At 45.5% G+C, this 15,704-nt stretch carries 15 protein-coding genes and 1 riboswitch; of the genes, 10 read left to right on the top strand and 5 right to left on the bottom strand.

The window, feature by feature from the left end; all coding sequences use genetic code 11:
• Nucleotides 1–281 precede the first annotated feature (281 nt).
• From ACWPOD_RS22610 to thiH, 8 genes are all read left to right on the top strand, one after another.
• A complete protein-coding gene (locus ACWPOD_RS22610; protein WP_456232254.1) occupies nucleotides 282–1,664 on the top strand; it encodes a multicopper oxidase family protein in 1,383 nt (460 codons plus the stop codon).
• Between the two features lie 124 nt (nucleotides 1,665–1,788).
• Nucleotides 1,789–2,172 carry a fluoride efflux transporter CrcB gene (gene crcB, locus ACWPOD_RS22605; RefSeq protein WP_182035053.1) on the top strand — a complete coding sequence of 128 codons (384 nt, stop codon included), beginning with the start codon at nucleotides 1,789–1,791 and terminating at the stop codon, nucleotides 2,170–2,172.
• A 60-nt stretch (nucleotides 2,173–2,232) separates the two neighbouring features.
• Nucleotides 2,233–2,331, top strand: a riboswitch (TPP riboswitch).
• 164 nt (nucleotides 2,332–2,495) lie between these two features.
• Nucleotides 2,496–4,436: a phosphomethylpyrimidine synthase ThiC gene (gene thiC, locus ACWPOD_RS22600; RefSeq protein WP_456232253.1), complete on the top strand. Its 1,941-nt coding sequence runs from the start codon at nucleotides 2,496–2,498 to the stop codon at nucleotides 4,434–4,436.
• Nucleotides 4,436–5,851, top strand: a complete 1,416-nt coding sequence (locus ACWPOD_RS22595) for a thiamine phosphate synthase (RefSeq protein WP_456232252.1) — start codon at nucleotides 4,436–4,438, stop codon at nucleotides 5,849–5,851. Before thiC ends, ACWPOD_RS22595 begins: the two co-directional genes overlap by 1 nt.
• On the top strand, nucleotides 5,838–6,611 hold the full coding sequence (locus tag ACWPOD_RS22590; protein ID WP_301660067.1) for a HesA/MoeB/ThiF family protein: 774 nt from the start codon (nucleotides 5,838–5,840) through the stop codon (nucleotides 6,609–6,611). Before ACWPOD_RS22595 ends, ACWPOD_RS22590 begins: the two co-directional genes overlap by 14 nt.
• A 38-nt stretch (nucleotides 6,612–6,649) precedes the next feature.
• Nucleotides 6,650–6,904, top strand: a complete 255-nt coding sequence (gene thiS, locus ACWPOD_RS22585; protein ID WP_114324122.1) for a sulfur carrier protein ThiS — start codon at nucleotides 6,650–6,652, stop codon at nucleotides 6,902–6,904.
• A gap of 5 nt (nucleotides 6,905–6,909) precedes the next feature.
• Entirely contained in the window at nucleotides 6,910–7,677 is a 768-nt protein-coding gene (locus ACWPOD_RS22580) for a thiazole synthase (RefSeq protein WP_114324123.1), read from the top strand.
• Nucleotides 7,678–7,711: 34 nt separating this feature from the next.
• Nucleotides 7,712–8,824, top strand: a complete 1,113-nt coding sequence (gene thiH, locus ACWPOD_RS22575) for a 2-iminoacetate synthase ThiH (protein WP_301660068.1) — start codon at nucleotides 7,712–7,714, stop codon at nucleotides 8,822–8,824.
• 122 nt (nucleotides 8,825–8,946) lie between these two features.
• Here the strand turns inward: thiH and ACWPOD_RS22570 are convergent, their stop codons facing one another.
• Nucleotides 8,947–10,737 carry an aminopeptidase P family protein gene (locus ACWPOD_RS22570; RefSeq protein ID WP_456232251.1) on the bottom strand — a complete coding sequence of 597 codons (1,791 nt, stop codon included), beginning with the start codon at nucleotides 10,735–10,737 and terminating at the stop codon, nucleotides 8,947–8,949.
• Nucleotides 10,738–10,939: 202 nt separating this feature from the next.
• Complete coding sequence (locus ACWPOD_RS22565; protein ID WP_006743068.1) at nucleotides 10,940–11,881, bottom strand: LysR family transcriptional regulator; 942 nt, start codon at nucleotides 11,879–11,881, stop codon at nucleotides 10,940–10,942.
• Between the two features lie 140 nt (nucleotides 11,882–12,021).
• Between ACWPOD_RS22565 and ACWPOD_RS22560 the strand changes: the two genes are divergently transcribed.
• Entirely contained in the window at nucleotides 12,022–13,182 is a 1,161-nt protein-coding gene (locus tag ACWPOD_RS22560; protein ID WP_031780601.1) for a multidrug effflux MFS transporter, read from the top strand.
• 91 nt (nucleotides 13,183–13,273) lie between these two features.
• Entirely contained in the window at nucleotides 13,274–13,558 is a 285-nt protein-coding gene (gene tsrA, locus ACWPOD_RS22555; RefSeq protein WP_005397034.1) for an H-NS-like global regulator TsrA, read from the top strand.
• 27 nt (nucleotides 13,559–13,585) lie between these two features.
• Here tsrA and ACWPOD_RS22550 read toward each other — a convergent pair whose 3' ends face one another.
• From ACWPOD_RS22550 to bufB, 3 genes are read right to left on the bottom strand one after another with little or no spacing between them, the layout of a single operon-like run.
• Nucleotides 13,586–14,041 carry a DoxX family protein gene (locus tag ACWPOD_RS22550; protein WP_012841278.1) on the bottom strand — a complete coding sequence of 152 codons (456 nt, stop codon included), beginning with the start codon at nucleotides 14,039–14,041 and terminating at the stop codon, nucleotides 13,586–13,588.
• A 10-nt stretch (nucleotides 14,042–14,051) separates the two neighbouring features.
• Complete coding sequence (locus ACWPOD_RS22545; RefSeq protein ID WP_456232250.1) at nucleotides 14,052–14,810, bottom strand: HvfC/BufC N-terminal domain-containing protein; 759 nt, start codon at nucleotides 14,808–14,810, stop codon at nucleotides 14,052–14,054.
• Entirely contained in the window at nucleotides 14,807–15,676 is an 870-nt protein-coding gene (gene bufB, locus ACWPOD_RS22540; protein ID WP_456232249.1) for an MNIO family bufferin maturase, read from the bottom strand. The genes ACWPOD_RS22545 and bufB overlap by 4 nt, the downstream gene beginning before the upstream one ends.
• Nucleotides 15,677–15,704: the final 28 nt, after the last annotated feature.

The following is a 15,704-nucleotide window of genomic DNA, read 5'->3' as shown; positions in this document are numbered from 1 at the left end:
CAAATCCGCGTGTTGGGAGTTCGAATCTCTCCACCCCTGCCATATATCAAGGCTCTGACTTAGGTCAGAGCCTTTTTTGTATCTGCTTGACACTATGCATGTGTCCTCTCATCCCACCTATATGCCTTTCTGCTGCCTGCTGCTCTTTGTAAGTATTTATTAACTCACCAACCTATTAGACTAGTCGTTATAACCAAGAGCTCCGAAATGTTAGCAATAAATGAGAATCATTATTTATATTTAGTTACACTCGACTCATCTGGATTAATGAGTAACTATTCATGGATATCTCTCGTCGTCGCTTTATTCAATCTTCTTTGGCTATTTCTACTCTAGCTGTTCTACCAGCTTGTACTTTATCGCGGCAGCAAGATAAAAACGGGCATTACATTTACGATCTAACTGCAGAGCCTTCTACGGCTGAACTAGTGCCCGGTTTCAATACTGAGGTATTAGCTTTTAATGGGCGTATACCTGCACCGATAATTCGTTGCCGACAAGGGGAAAAGGTAACAATCAACTTCATCAATAAGCTATCAGAGCCGACGACGATTCATTGGCATGGCTTGAGGATTCCTATTGAAATGGATGGAGTTCCGTTTTTAAGCCAGGCTCCTATCATGCCCGGAGAGACTTTTACGTATGAGTTTATTCCGCCAGATGCAGGTACGTTTTGGTATCACCCACACATGAACAGCGTTAAGCAGCTTGGTATGGGGTTGGTTGGGCTAATAATTGTTGAAGAGGCTGAGCCTGTTCAGTTTGATGAAGAGCATGAAGTCGTCCTCAAGCATTGGCATTTAGACAAGCAAGGACAGTGGAAGAATCTAATGGTGCCGCGCTTGAGTGCACGTATGGGAACGCCAGGAGAGTGGAGTGGCGTCAATGGTATTCATGAGCCTGTTTATACGCTGAAGCAGAACGCGACTACGCGATTAAGAATTGCTAATGTCGATAACACCATTACCTATCCGATCGCGATTGAAGGCACAGAGGCTTGGGTTATTGCCATCGATGGCAATCCAGTTAAAACGCCTTATAGGCTCACTCAACACAAAATTGGTCCGGGAATGAGATTGGATATCGGATTGATTGCTCCGAAGGCTGGAGAGCGTGTTTATGTGCGTCAAATGAAAGGGCGCTTCCCATTCTCTTTGTGTGAGTTTGAAGTTGTTGAGTCTGACCTGCCAAGCAACAAGAAACTGTCTTTATTGCCTCTCAACCCTGTGCCTGATCTTGATTTGGAAAATGCGGAGCAAATCGATTATGTGTTTGAATGGGAGGGGGCGATCACTCCTGCCGATAAATCGGGCAAAGCGATACCTAAATTCTGGCTGATGAACAAACGAGCTTGGGAGGGAATGAGTAAAGATAATATCCCAGAACCACTTTCAAAATTGGAACTTGGAAAAACCTATATCTTCAATTTGAAGAACGTTACTCAATATCATCATCCTATTCATCTTCATGGGCATACATTTACTGTTCTTGAGTTAGATGGCAAGAAACTTGACGAACCGTTCCATACCGATACGGTTTTACTTGGAAAAAATGGCAGTGCCAAAGCTGCCTTTGTTGCTAACAACCCTGGACGTTGGATGTATCACTGCCATGTTATTGAGCATATGAAAACCGGTTTGATGGGGTATATTGAAGTAAAGTGACTCCTGTAACTTTTTTAATCTCAGTGTGTTTTAAATGCAATACGTTGTCGAATTCTAAAATTTCACCATCAATATCGCTTTAGTTTTGGTTACAATATCGTCATCAATAGTGTTGGGGGGAATTATGGGACAGTTTTCCATTCTTGGTTTTATTGCGCTAGGTGGTGCTTTTGGTGCGTGTTCTCGTTACTTGATATCTGAACTGTGTATCATTTTATTGGGGCGTGGTTTTCCATACGGTACGTTAACCGTTAATGTGGTTGGTTCATTTATAATGGGCTTGTTGATTGCTGCGTTCGACAATGAACTGTTGGCAACAGAACCTTGGCGACAAGTGATTGGTTTGGGATTTTTAGGGGCACTGACGACGTTTTCCACCTTTTCTATGGATAATGTTTTACTTATGCAGCAAGGTGCATTTCTTAAGATGGGGTTAAATATTTTATTAAATGTGGTGCTGAGCATCTCTGCTGCGTGGTTCGGTTTCCAATTATTGATGCGCAGCTAGCAAAGTAGTTAAAAATTAAACAGGTCGGCTTGGTTTAACCAGGCCGTTTTTATATACTGATATCACTTGTCGGAGTGCCATAAGGCTGAGACCGTTAATTCGGGATCCGTTGAACCTGATCAGATTAGAATCTGCGAAGGGAACAAGAGAAGATATTTATACCGGAGTTCTTTCTGGTTGACCTATCAAATAGTCGAATGTTGTTATAGGCAAATTACTTAAGCTTTATTTAGCCTTAATTTGACTCCTCTTGTCGCATCTATCCGCCAAGCATTTTTATCCAATTACTTTTTATCTAGTATAACAAAGCAAGGAAAAATGCTATGTCGAGTCGCAAACAAGCGAGACTGGAAGCAAAACAGTTCATTGAAACACTCTCGGTACAGCCGTACCCAAATTCCACAAAAGTATATGTAGAAGGCTCACGTCCAGATGTTCGTGTACCTATGCGTGAAATAGCGCTAGCAGATAGTCTGATTGGTGGCACAAAAGAAGCGCCTATTTTCGAGCCAAATGAAGCCGTCCGAGTCTACGATACGTCAGGTGTTTATACTGATCCGAACTACGATATTGACCTTTATAGTGGCCTACCAAAGCTAAGAGAAAGCTGGATTGAAGAACGCGGTGACACAGAGTTACTCGATGAAGTAAGCTCGGTGTACACCAAAGAACGCTTAGAAGACGAAACACTAGACGAGCTTCGTTACGGTAATCTACCACGTATTCGACGTGCCAAAGATGGGCAGTGCGTCACTCAGCTGCACTATGCTCGCAAAGGCATTATTACCCCAGAAATGGAATTCATCGCGCTGCGTGAAAACATGGGTCGTGCCAAGTACCGTGATGATGTACTGAATCAACAGCATCCTGGTCAAAGCTTTGGAGCGAATCTTCCAAAAGACATTACCGCCGAGTTTGTTCGCAAAGAAGTTGCCGAAGGTCGAGCGATTATCCCTTCTAATATCAACCACCCAGAATCCGAACCAATGATCATTGGACGTAACTTTTTGGTCAAAGTGAACGCCAATATCGGTAACTCATCGGTGACGTCTTCGATTGAGGAAGAAGTTGAGAAGCTCGTTTGGGCGACACGCTGGGGTGGGGATACCGTTATGGATCTCTCTACTGGACGTAACATCCACGAAACTCGCGAGTGGATTCTGCGTAACAGCCCGGTTCCGATCGGTACCGTACCTATGTATCAAGCGCTTGAGAAAGTGAATGGAGTTGCCGAAAACCTTAACTGGGAAGTGATGCGCGATACTCTGATTGAGCAAGCAGAGCAGGGCGTTGATTACTTCACTATCCATGCCGGTTTACTACTTCGCTATGTGCCAATGACTGCAAAGCGTGTTACTGGCATCGTCTCTCGTGGTGGTTCTATCATCGCGAAATGGTGTTTAGCGCATCACCAAGAAAGCTTCTTATACACCCACTTCCGAGAGATCTGTGAAATCTGTGCCAAGTATGATGTGGCACTTTCTCTCGGTGATGGTCTGCGCCCTGGTTCGGTTGCCGATGCTAATGACGAAGCGCAATTTGCGGAGCTTCGTACTCTTGGTGAGTTGACTAAGGTTGCGTGGGAATACGACGTACAGGTCATTATCGAAGGTCCTGGCCATGTTCCAATGCACATGATCAAAGAGAACATGGAAGAGCAGCTAGAGCACTGCCATGAAGCTCCGTTCTACACCCTTGGTCCACTGACGACAGACGTCGCTCCTGGTTACGACCATATTACGTCAGGAATTGGCGCTGCCATGATTGGCTGGTATGGCTGTGCGATGCTTTGCTACGTAACTCCTAAAGAGCATCTTGGCTTACCAAACAAAGAAGATGTGAAAGTAGGCATGATCACTTATAAGCTTGCTGCGCACGCCGCTGATTTGGCTAAGGGACACCCAGGTGCACAAGTTCGTGATAACGCGCTTTCTAAAGCTCGCTTCGAGTTCCGCTGGGAAGACCAATTCAACTTGTCACTCGACCCAGAAACCGCGCGCGCTTTCCATGATGAAACCTTGCCTCAAGAGTCAGGAAAAGTTGCTCACTTCTGTTCGATGTGTGGACCAAAGTTCTGCTCGATGAAGATTTCGCAAGAGGTTCGAGAGTACGCGAAAGACACTGAGCAAGTTGCTGCGGACCAAGCTATCTCGATCAAAATGCTGGATGATCCTCTCGAAGGGATGCGTCAGAAATCGCAAGAATTTAGAGAGTCAGGTTCTGAGTTATACCACCCAGCAGCACATGCCGAGGTAAGTGATTAATGAGCAAAATCCTTATTCCGTCATCATTGATTGAACTAACAGGTTTAGTTCAGCAATGTTTGTTGTTGGCGAAAGAACAGGGTTTTAGCATTGAAGACATTGAGTTGGGTGTGAGCCCAACTCAATCTATTCAGCTTGTTCGCGACCAACAGACTACACATATAACGACTGATCTTATTGATGGACATAACTCTGAGCATGAGAGTTCATTTGTGCTTTATTACCGTTCTTCTTTATCGGTAGAAGTGTGCGCAAAGCAACCGTCGAAAGCGATTTACATTGGTATTGCTGATACTCAAGTTTCCGATGAAAATGAGAAAGTGCTTCAGCTTGATATCTGGCGTCACCCACTTAACGACGAAGTGAGAGCGCTTTCCGTTAAGTCCAAACCCAACGCAATGTTCGATCCCGAACATCATCTTGCTTGGACAGTAACGCTGACAGTACTCGACTTTCCTATCGAAGATGCGTTAACACTTGCTCGAGGAATGCTAACTCAACAAGCGAATGTTTCACGTGAAACACTATTGAATGATAACCTTGATGAGGGACGATCTACTAAGTGGGCTGACCAATTTGATGATTTCCCGACACCTGTACTGGAAGATAACCGACTCGGTATTCAAGTTGGTTGGTCAGCACAAGGAGAGAGCGTTAACTTTCCAACTCTAACTAAGCAAAGTCTAGGGCTCTACCCAGTCGTTGATGATGTTGCTTGGATTGAGCGTCTACTGCCTTTAGGCATCAACACTATTCAACTACGAATCAAGAACCCACAACAAGCCGATGTGGAACAACAGATCATTCGAGCAATTGAGCTAGGTCGTCAATATCAAGCACAAGTGTTCATCAATGACTATTGGCAGTTGGCAATCAAGCATGACGCTTATGGCGTTCACCTAGGACAAGAAGACATAGAAGAGTCGAATTTGGCTCTGCTAACCAAAGCCGGCATTCGTCTTGGTCTTTCTACGCATGGTTATTACGAACTACTGCGCATCGTACAAATTCATCCTAGCTACATCGCGCTAGGGCATATTTTCCCAACCACCACAAAACAGATGCCATCGAAACCACAAGGTTTGGTGCGCTTGGCACTGTATCAAAAACTGATTGATAGCATTCCTTATGGAAACACAGAGTCGGTTTTCCGTCCTGCAAAAGACAAAGCAGGTAGTGACTATGTACTTGGCTTTCCGACGGTCGCGATTGGTGGCATTGACCAATCTAATGCAGACCAAGTTTGGCAAACAGGTGTTTCTAGTTTGGCAGTTGTGCGAGCTATTACCTTGGCAGAATCACCTCAGTCCGTTATCGAGTTTTTTGCACAACTGATGAAGGAAAGACAGCTAACGTTTACTGATCAGAATAGTGAATTGGCGCATACCAAGAGAGGCGAGCATGCTCACGGATAAGCAGTTCCTTCGCTATCAACGCCAAGTCGCTCTGCCTGAAATTGCTGAAGGTGGGCAAGAGCGTTTGAGTAAATCGCATGTGCTAATCATCGGTTGTGGTGGGTTAGGAAGCGCAGCGAGTTTGTACTTGGCATCAGCGGGTGTTGGTAAATTGGTTGTGGTTGATGATGATGAAGTTGATAGCAGTAACCTACAACGTCAGATCATTTATCGTGAGCAAGACCTCCAAGTTGCGAAAACAAAAGCGACTGTAAAGCAACTTACTGAACTTAATTCTATGGTCCAAGTTCGTGCTCTCAATAAGCGATTAGACAAAGCACAGCTGCAGCTTGAGGTGATGCTAGCGGATGTGGTGCTGGACTGCACCGATAACATGCCAACGCGCCAGCTAATTAACCAAGTTTGTTTCGAGCAAAATACGCCGCTCATCTCGGCGGCGGCAATTGGTTGGCAAGGGCAATTCGCTGTTTTTGATTACCAAACACCAAGTGAACAAGAAGCGCAGAGTAAAGCGTGTTACCGCTGTTTGTATCCGTTCGATGAATTACCGCAAACGCAAAAATGCAGTGAGAGCGGTGTCGTCGGTCCGGTGGTGGGGACACTTGGTAACTACCAAGCGATAGCGGCAATTCAAAAACTGGCGACGGGAAAGTTTCATGTTGAGACTGCCAAGTTGCATCTGTTTGATGGATTGAAACTGCAATGGCAAACCATGGCGATAAGCAAAGACAAACAGTGCCAAGTGTGTGCTCAGATTTAGCTTACGAGTAATGGACAGAATTAAGAGAGTTGGAAGCAATGACGTTATCAGAACAACAAGCACCACAAATGACCGCTGCTGACTTAGATATGATCACTATTGTCATCAATGACCAGTCACATCAAGTTGCCAGTGAGTCGAATCTACAGCAAATCATTAGTCAATTTGCGTTGCCTGAAATGGGCTGTGTTTTTGCAATTAATAACCATGTTGTGCCGCGCAGTGAGTGGGCTAGCACAGTTCTTTCACAGGGAGATAGCATCTCTTTGTTTCAAGCGATCGCAGGGGGTTAAAGTCGATGCTTAAAATTGGTGATAAACAATTCGAATCAAGACTGTTCACGGGAACAGGGAAGTTTGCCAACAGCCGATTAATGGCAGAAGCGATTCAAGTGTCGGGATCTCAACTTGCGACCATGGCGTTGAAGCGTGTGGATGTGAACGACCAACAAGACGATATTTTGCTGCCGTTAGTACAAGCGGGGGTGAACTTATTGCCGAACACCTCAGGTGCAAAGAATGCTAAAGATGCTGTGTTTGCAGCACAATTGGCGCGAGAAGCGTTAGGTACAAACTGGCTAAAACTGGAAATTCATCCAGACCCGAAGTACTTGATGCCCGATCCAATTGAGACACTTGTAGCCGCTGAGGAACTGGTGCGTGAAGGCTTCATTGTGCTTCCTTATTGTCATGCTGACCCAGTACTGTGTAAACGATTGGAAGAAGTAGGCTGTGCTGCGGTCATGCCATTAGGCGCGCCGATCGGTTCTAACAAAGGGATAGTTTCTCATGATTTCCTAGAGATCATTATCGACCAAGCTAATGTTCCTGTCGTTGTCGATGCGGGTATTGGTGCTCCTTCACATGCCGCGCGTGCGATGGAAATGGGCGCGGATGCCGTGCTCGTCAATACCGCGATTGCAGCTTCGAGCGATCCCGTTGCGATGGCGAAGGCATTTAAGTTGGCGGTAGAGTCGGGGCGTATGGCTTATGAAGCCGGACTTGCGGGTAAGGTTTCTCATGCGGTTGCGTCGAGTCCACTGACGTCATTCCTAGATGAGCTTTAATCCTAGATTGGTTTAGCTATTAAGCGAGGAAAACATGAGCTTCGTTGAACAATTTAAGCAGCTGAATTGGGATGACATTTCGATGTCGATCTACGCGAAAACGGCACAAGATGTCGAGCGAGCATTGAATAAACCCAAGCGTGATTTGGAAGACTTTAAAGCGCTAATTTCACCAGCGGCTGAAGCATATTTAGAGCAAATGGCTCAGCTGTCATACTCAGCAACTCGCAAGCGGTTTGGTAATACCATGTCGCTTTACATTCCATTGTACCTTTCTAATTTGTGCGCCAATGCTTGTACTTATTGTGGCTTCTCGATGGAGAACAGAATCAAGCGTCGTACCTTGAATAGGGACGAAGTGGCTGCAGAAGTTGAAGCCATTAAACGCATGAAGTTCGATAGCGTATTGCTGGTGACTGGCGAACACGAAACCAAAGTGGGCATGAAATACTTCCGCGAAATGGTACCGATGATTAAGCAACGCTTTAATTATTTGGCGATGGAAGTGCAGCCGCTAGATCAAGACGAATACGCAGAGCTAAAGATATTGGGTTTGGATGCGGTGATGGTTTATCAAGAAACGTATCATCCTTCGACTTATGCTGAGCACCATTTACGTGGCAATAAGATGGATTTCGAATACCGATTGGATACACCCGACCGCCTCGCAAAGGCGGGCATTGATAAGATCGGTATTGGCGCTTTGATAGGATTGGAAGAGTGGCGTACAGATTGTTTTTATGTGGCAGCTCACTTGGACTATCTCGAGCGCACGTATTGGCAGACTCGTTACTCAATTTCTTTCCCACGTTTACGTCCTTGTGAGGGCGCGCTCCAACCCAAATCAGTAATGACGGATAAGCAGCTTGTTCAGTTGATTTGCGCTTATCGTTTGTTGAATCCAGAAGTGGAGTTGTCATTATCGACTCGTGAGTCACCGAAGTTTAGAGACAACGCATTGGCTTTAGGCATTACCAGTATATCTGCAGCATCGAAAACTCAGCCGGGTGGTTATGCGATGGATGATGTTGAGCTCGAGCAGTTTGAGATCAGTGATGAGCGAAGTGCTGGTTCTGTGGAAGATATGATTCGAGCCAAAGGCTTTGACCCTGTATGGCGAGATTGGCACTCAGCGTATTCTGGTTAATCAGCAAATAAAGCTACTGGTCATCGTTATGTTTCACGTGAAACATAAGTAAAGAAAAGAGGGTTGATGCAAAACATCAACCCTCTACTTTTTTCTAGCTTCTAGCTTCTAGCTTCTAGCTTCTAGCTGTGTGCTACTGGTAGCGTTGCCTGACGAAGCCACTCTTTAACATCACCTTCGACTAGCGGGCTGATCTCATCCCATACTTTCTGGTGGTAATCATTCAGCCAAGCAAGTTCTGGACGAGTTAGCATATCAACGTTGATGTTGCGTTTGTCTATTGGGCAGCGTGTTAGCGATTCAAATGACAGGACAGGGAAGTCACCGTTAGTCGGTGTTTCAACAACAAGCTCTAGGTTCTCAATACGGATACCAAACGCATCTGCACGGTAGTAACCTGGCTCGTTTGATAGCACCATACCTTCTAATAGAGGCACATCAATTTGCTTCTTCGAAATGCTTGCTGGGCCTTCATGCACACTTAGGAAGTGGCCCACACCGTGGCCAGTGCCGTGATCGTAATCGTAGCCTTCCGCCCATAGGTGCTGACGAGCTAGTGTATCGATTTGGTAACCACGTGTGCCTTTCGGGAAACGAGCTCGAGCAACGCCAATATGACCTTTCAGCGCCAACGTAAATTGCTTCTTCATTTCTGCAGAAGGTTGACCAATCGCGATAGTACGCGTGATATCGGTAGTGCCATCGAGGTACTGACCGCCTGAATCCACTAGGTAAAGTGTGTTCAGCTCTAGCTTGCCAGGTTCAGGTTGGTTCTCGTGATTGTAGTGACACATGGCCGCGTTGCCGCCCGCGGCTGAAATGGTATCGAAGCTGAGATCCATTAGCGTAGGGTCTTCGCTACGAAATGCTTCCAGTTTGTCTGCTAATGTCGCTTCGTCATGCAGGTTACCAGCAGCAACTTCCGCATCTAACCAACATAGGAACTTGCTCATTGCCACGCCATCACGGATATGACACGACTTCATACCGGCAATTTCAACCGAGTTCTTCGCCGCTTTTGGCATCAGACATGGGTCTGCTGCTGCAATCACGGACGCACCAGAGTTTTGTAGTACTAGCTTAAACCAAGCGTTACTGATTGCAGGGTCAACTAATACCTTTTTACTTGTCATGGCTTCAAGGCGAGATTGAAGTGCTTCTGGGTGGTGAACGGTCACACCGCTGCCTGCGTGAGCGTCAAAATCAGCAGGTAGACGAGCAGGATCGAGGAAGTATTCAACGGTTGAGTCGGCATGCAGAATCGCGTGAGAAAGCAGAACTGGTAGGCGTGATACATCCAAACCACGTACATTCAGCAGCCAACAAATAGAATCTAATGCTGTGATCACAGCGCTATCTGCACCCGCTTTTTTTACCAGTTGGGCGATCTCTTGACGCTTACTCTCACTTGATTGACCGACGGCTTCTGTTGGCATCAGGCGAACATCAGAGACAACAGGCGCTGGGCGGTCATGCCACAACTCATCAATTGGGTTGTTGGTCAGAATATTTAGCTCAAGCTTTCCAGCCAGTTTAGCTTGTGCCATGTCTAGCCAAGCTGAGCTGTGCATACGAGGATCAATTGCGACAGATGCGTTTGTTGGCAGGTTGTCTAGAACCCAATCTAAAGCTGGTTCTTCAATAAGGTGACGATATTCAAATAGGCCACCAGGGACTTGTTTGGTGACTTGAACGGTATAGCGGCCATCAACAAAGATAGCGGCTTTGTCTTTGGTGATTACCGCAGCACCAGCAGAACCAGTAAAGCCTGTTAACCAATGTAAGCGCTCGTTGTGCGCTGGGACGTATTCACCCAAATACTCGTCCTCGTGCGGAACCAGTAGGGCATCAATATTATGTTGTATAAGCCATTCGCGAATCGCATTCACGCGGCTGAGAGTTTCGTTGTGCATCTGTTTTATTCCTTCAAATTACCGCTCCTTCATGCTCAGGTGTGGGAGCTGTTTCCTTCTGCTTCATGCAGTTTATGATCAACGCAAGTTTGCAATGACTTAGGTTGAGTCGGAGTACAACTAGGCCATAGATGAGCCAAAAAGGACTACGACAGTTAAGCTACTCATTTTACCCGCTAAGCGCAAATTGAGAGCGGTATTTTTATCTAAGGTGATCAGTTTTTTGTGTGATCATCGTACGTAGCCAACCCAATGCAGGGTCGTTTTCTCTGTCTCGGTGCCAGAATAAAGTGTAAGCCATAGGTGGAAATTCTAGCGGGAGTGGTAGTACGACCAAATCAAGCTGTTTAGCAGCGAGCTGCACAAAATGGCTTGGGGCGGTAAAAATAAAGTCAGTGTAGGAACATAAACTTGCGGCACTATTAAAGTCCGGAACGGTGACGGCAATATCGCGGTCGGCTCCAATATCGGCAAGGCGATAATCTAACAGCCAACGGTCGTTGCCGTCACAACGCACTTGTACGTGACGCAGGGCGAGATACGCTTCGAGGTTCCAAGGCTGTTTTAATGCTGGGTGATTTTTGCGAATAATACACATCTGGTGATCTCGATAAATTTCCAGTTCGCATATGTCATCGGGTGGCAGCAGAGTCAGCTTGGCATCATTAATATCGATGTCTTTTCCAGTTAAGCCTAAGTCTAGCTCTCCACGTTGCAGCATTTTAAAAGTATTATCGGACCAAGGGTGAGTGCTGATCGTTACCCCAGGGGCTTGCTGAAAAATCGCCGGTAAGAAATGGGGTAGAATCAGAGGGTAAACACTTTCAACCGCTGCTATTTGAAAACGGTATTCGCTACTTTGTGGAGAGAACTCTTCTGGTTGAGTCAGTACTTCTAACTGGTTTATCAACAGATCCAGTTTAGGTTTAAGAAACAAAGCGCGCGGTGTTGGTGTTAATCCATGCGAGTTTCGGGTGAAAAGCGGGTCATCAAATTGGATGCGCAGTTTAGCCAGTGATTTGCTCACGGCAGACTGACTCAAGCACAGTCGGTGGGCGGCTCGGGTGACATTTAACTCTTCTATCAAAACTTTAAAACAGACCAATAGATTTAAATCGATACGAGCCAGTTTTTCGACGTTCACGGTGAATTTCCTCTAAGGAATAATGCTCATGATTATACATCATTTCCATTCATATCATCAGATGATTAAGCTCTATCCAAAGTTCTTTATCCAATTCGGAGTGTTGTGTGCCTAGCCAGTTTTCTAATAGTAAAAAACAGATGGCGTTATTGACCCTTTTGGTTCTTTTCAGTCCTCTTGCGATTGATATTTATCTACCTGCTTTACCTCTTATTGCTTCCACTTTTCAGGTCGATAATGCGCTAGCACAAGACACGATCACTTGGTTCTTATTTGCGATGGGTGTAGGGCAACTGTTTGCTGGCCCTTTGGCAGATAAACTCGGACGTCGAACTGTTGCATTGGGCGGTATCACTATCTATGCGATGAGCGCTTTATTGGCGTGGAGTGCTCAAAATATTGAATGGATGTTGGTTTCCCGACTGCTACAAGGCTTAGGTGCGTGTGCGACATCGGTAGCAGCCTTTGCAACAGTTCGCGATATCTTTGGCCCGGAAAAAAGCGGCAAAATGATAAGCTATCTTAACGGCGCGATTTGTTTTATTCCGGCATTAGCTCCAATTCTAGGTAGTTGGTTAACTCAGCAATTTGATTGGCGAGCTAACTTCAGCTTTATGGCGGGCTTTGCCGTTGTGTCCGGTTCATTGATGTTTTTCATGATGAAAGAGACTAACCCATCAACGGAAAAGCAAGCCGTGTTTAAGCTCAGCCGTTATTGGGCAGTGCTTAGCACACCATCTTTTGTTTTCCATGCGTCATTATGCTTGATGGCTATGGCGGTTATTCTTGCTTACGTTACCTCAGCACCGTCGGTATTGATGACGGGGATGGGGCTGTCGATGAATGAATTCACTTTCTGGTTTGGTGTGAATGCGGTGATAAACATTGCGGCATGTATGTTGGCGCCTAAGTTTATGGAGCGCGTTGGAACTCACAACACCTTGGTCACCGGGATCTCAACTCTGGGCCTCGCAGGTGTGATCATGCTAGTGATGAATGGTCAGAATACAGCGCTTTCTTTCATGCTACCTATTTTCATGTCGTCAGTGGGTTTTGCATTCATTCTGGGTGCAGCGGCAGGGAAAGCATTGGAACCGTTTGGTGACAAAGCGGGTACGGCTGCGGCACTGCTTGGGTTGTTCCAAATGAGTGGCTCTGGTTTGTTGGTTGGTACGTTGCAGCGTTTATCTTTGGAGCCTCAAACACTGATCGCAATTCATATGTGGGTTCTATTGCCTGCGTTGGTGGTTCTGTTTACAAAAGCAGGTAAGAACTGGCATTCAAGCTTTGCGAAAGCGTAAAACAGTGTAATTTAGTATTTTCCAATGTAAGTAAGGCGTGTATATTTGTCGTTCAGACTTTTCCTGACACCATAACGGAACTCAAAAAGTAATGTCGTTAACCACGTATGAAATGGCTCGTATTCTAGAGCAAATGGAAGATTCACCAGAAAAGGTGATGTTTGGCAAGTTGCTTAATGAGCTGGGTAATCAAAGCTCCGAGCGTATTCGTAGTGCGGCTAAACAAGTACCTCTGCCAATTTTGCGTGATATCGTGTACCAATTCCAGCAAGTGATTGAGTCGCGCAAAGGCGAACAAGTTGAGCTGTTGGCAAAAGATCTTGCTCAACAGGGCATCTCAGCTGATGAGCTTCTTGCTTACTTAAATAAACAATAAAAAGTCCCCGCCACTGCGGGGATTTTTTTATCGCGTCAACTTGTTCTTTATAACATGGTCAATAGAGATAACTCCCGGTCCCCATACGATGACCACTAAAATCATGAATCCCCACAATTGATGGTCATAGAACCCTTTTTCCCACAATACCGGGTAAGAGATGACCGCGATGATATTGAACACAAACAGAATCGCAGCCATCGGGCGGGTAATTAATCCCAACGCTAAAAATACTGGCAGAATCAACTCGGCAGCCGTTCCCATGTAGGCCGCTAACTCCCAAGGCAAAAGTGGTACTTGGTATTCCAATTCGAATAGATACAGCGTGCTATCCCAAGAAGAAACTTTGATTAACCCTGAATTGAAGAACACCCATGCAACCCACAAGCGACAAAAGAGAAGTAGTAAAGGGACAAAGCCAGCTTGTAAGGTATTGATCAAGTCGTCGTACCGATTGACTAAGTTTTTAACCGTATTCGTCATAGAGTGCTCCTTAGATTGATTTCAATGTAAAGCCGTCAACGAGATCGAGTGCCATGATGCTATTAAGGTGAACGAGCAAAGCTTCGGGTATTTCGCTCAAACTCTGCTTCTGCTCTAAACATTGCAGCAGTTGAAAAACATCGGTATCGAGTGCGTGACATTGAGCTTCTCCATTGGCTTGAATCGAGATGACACCTCGCTGTAAATGATTGATATTGAGCTGTTCAAAATCTTGGTGTTGAATCGCATGAAAGAGATCAAATACGGCGTAGTTTGAGTCAAAGCTGCGGCTGCCAGTGCGCAAATGAAACACCAATTGAGGTTGTTGTTCTTCCGTCACTTGGGCAAGTGCAGATAAAGGGATTCGATTTGGTTTTTCGACTTTCTCATTCTGTATTTGTCTAGCTAAGTCCATATGCCATTCAAATCTTGCGACTTCAGGTGCGTACGGAGCTTGGGTCATGACCTGACTAAACTGCATAATCGTATCTTGAAAGCCAGCACCATAATGTACGACATTACCTTCAGCTAAGGGGTGAGAAAGTACGTGTTGGCGAGCAATTTGATCGAAGCACTCTTTTCCAACTAAGGCTTCAACCATTGGGTAGGTCGCTGCCAATACCTCACTCAAGCTGATGATAAAGTTATTGCGGTAAATCTGTATGCGTTCATCTGCGGTAAACTTGTCACTCACAATGTCGCATTCTTCACCGAGCGCTTGATAATGTAGGGCTTTAGCAAATTGACTCTGCGAGGTCGCAAGCTTCATGACGCTTTCCTTTTGCTCTTTTGGTCAATTAAATGATTTTTCTGCAATAGTGAGGATGCTTTTTCTGCTTCGCCAAGAAGTATTTCTGGTGCAGGAATATCCAAATCCCATTCAATCAGCGTATGGCGAGGGCCGTGTTTTTGTGTCCAACTAACGAACAGTTGCCATACTTCATCACTGACGGGACGGCTATGAGTATCAATCCAAATCTCACCTTTATCCAATGTCTTAATAGTAAAACCTGCCAAATGAATCTCGTCGACTTTGTCGGCTGGAATCGCATCTAGGTATGTGTCGCAATCAAAACCGTGATTGAAGGCGGAAACATATACGTTATTTAAGTCGAGTAATAAACGACAGTCGGTGCGCTTTTGCACTTCGGTAAGAAAGTCCCATTCGCTGATGGTTGAATGGTGAAACTTCACATAACTAGATGGGTTCTCAATTAAGATTTCACGTTGTAGGTATTCTTGCACTTCAAGCACGTTACGAGTGAAGACTTGCAGCGCTTCTACCGTGTAAGGCAAGGGAAGTAGATCATTGAAGTAGTGACCACCATTTTCACTCCAGCTTAAATGGTCAGAGACGAAGAGCGGGTCAATTGTATTTATCAATGCTTTTAGTTGCGCTAGATGTTTCGTATTCACACGTTCCACCGAGCCCAGCGATAAACCAATACCGTGGCAACTGATGTGGTAGTGCTCGCGTAATACTTGCAGTTGATTGCGCTCTACTGAGTTGGGCTGAAAGTAGTTCTCGCTGTGGATTTCTAGCCACGACAGATCAGGTTTGTGTTGGCTAAAATAATCGAGATGAGGGGAACGTAATCCGACGCCAGCAAGAGGATGGAAAGAGTGATGTTTCACGTGAAACTCCTTTTCTGATTGGCGAGTA

The organism is Vibrio sp. JZG120, assembly GCF_053890955.1.
The sequence above is the reverse complement of the archived record's forward strand: the minus strand, read 5'-3'. Positions and strand labels throughout refer to the sequence as shown.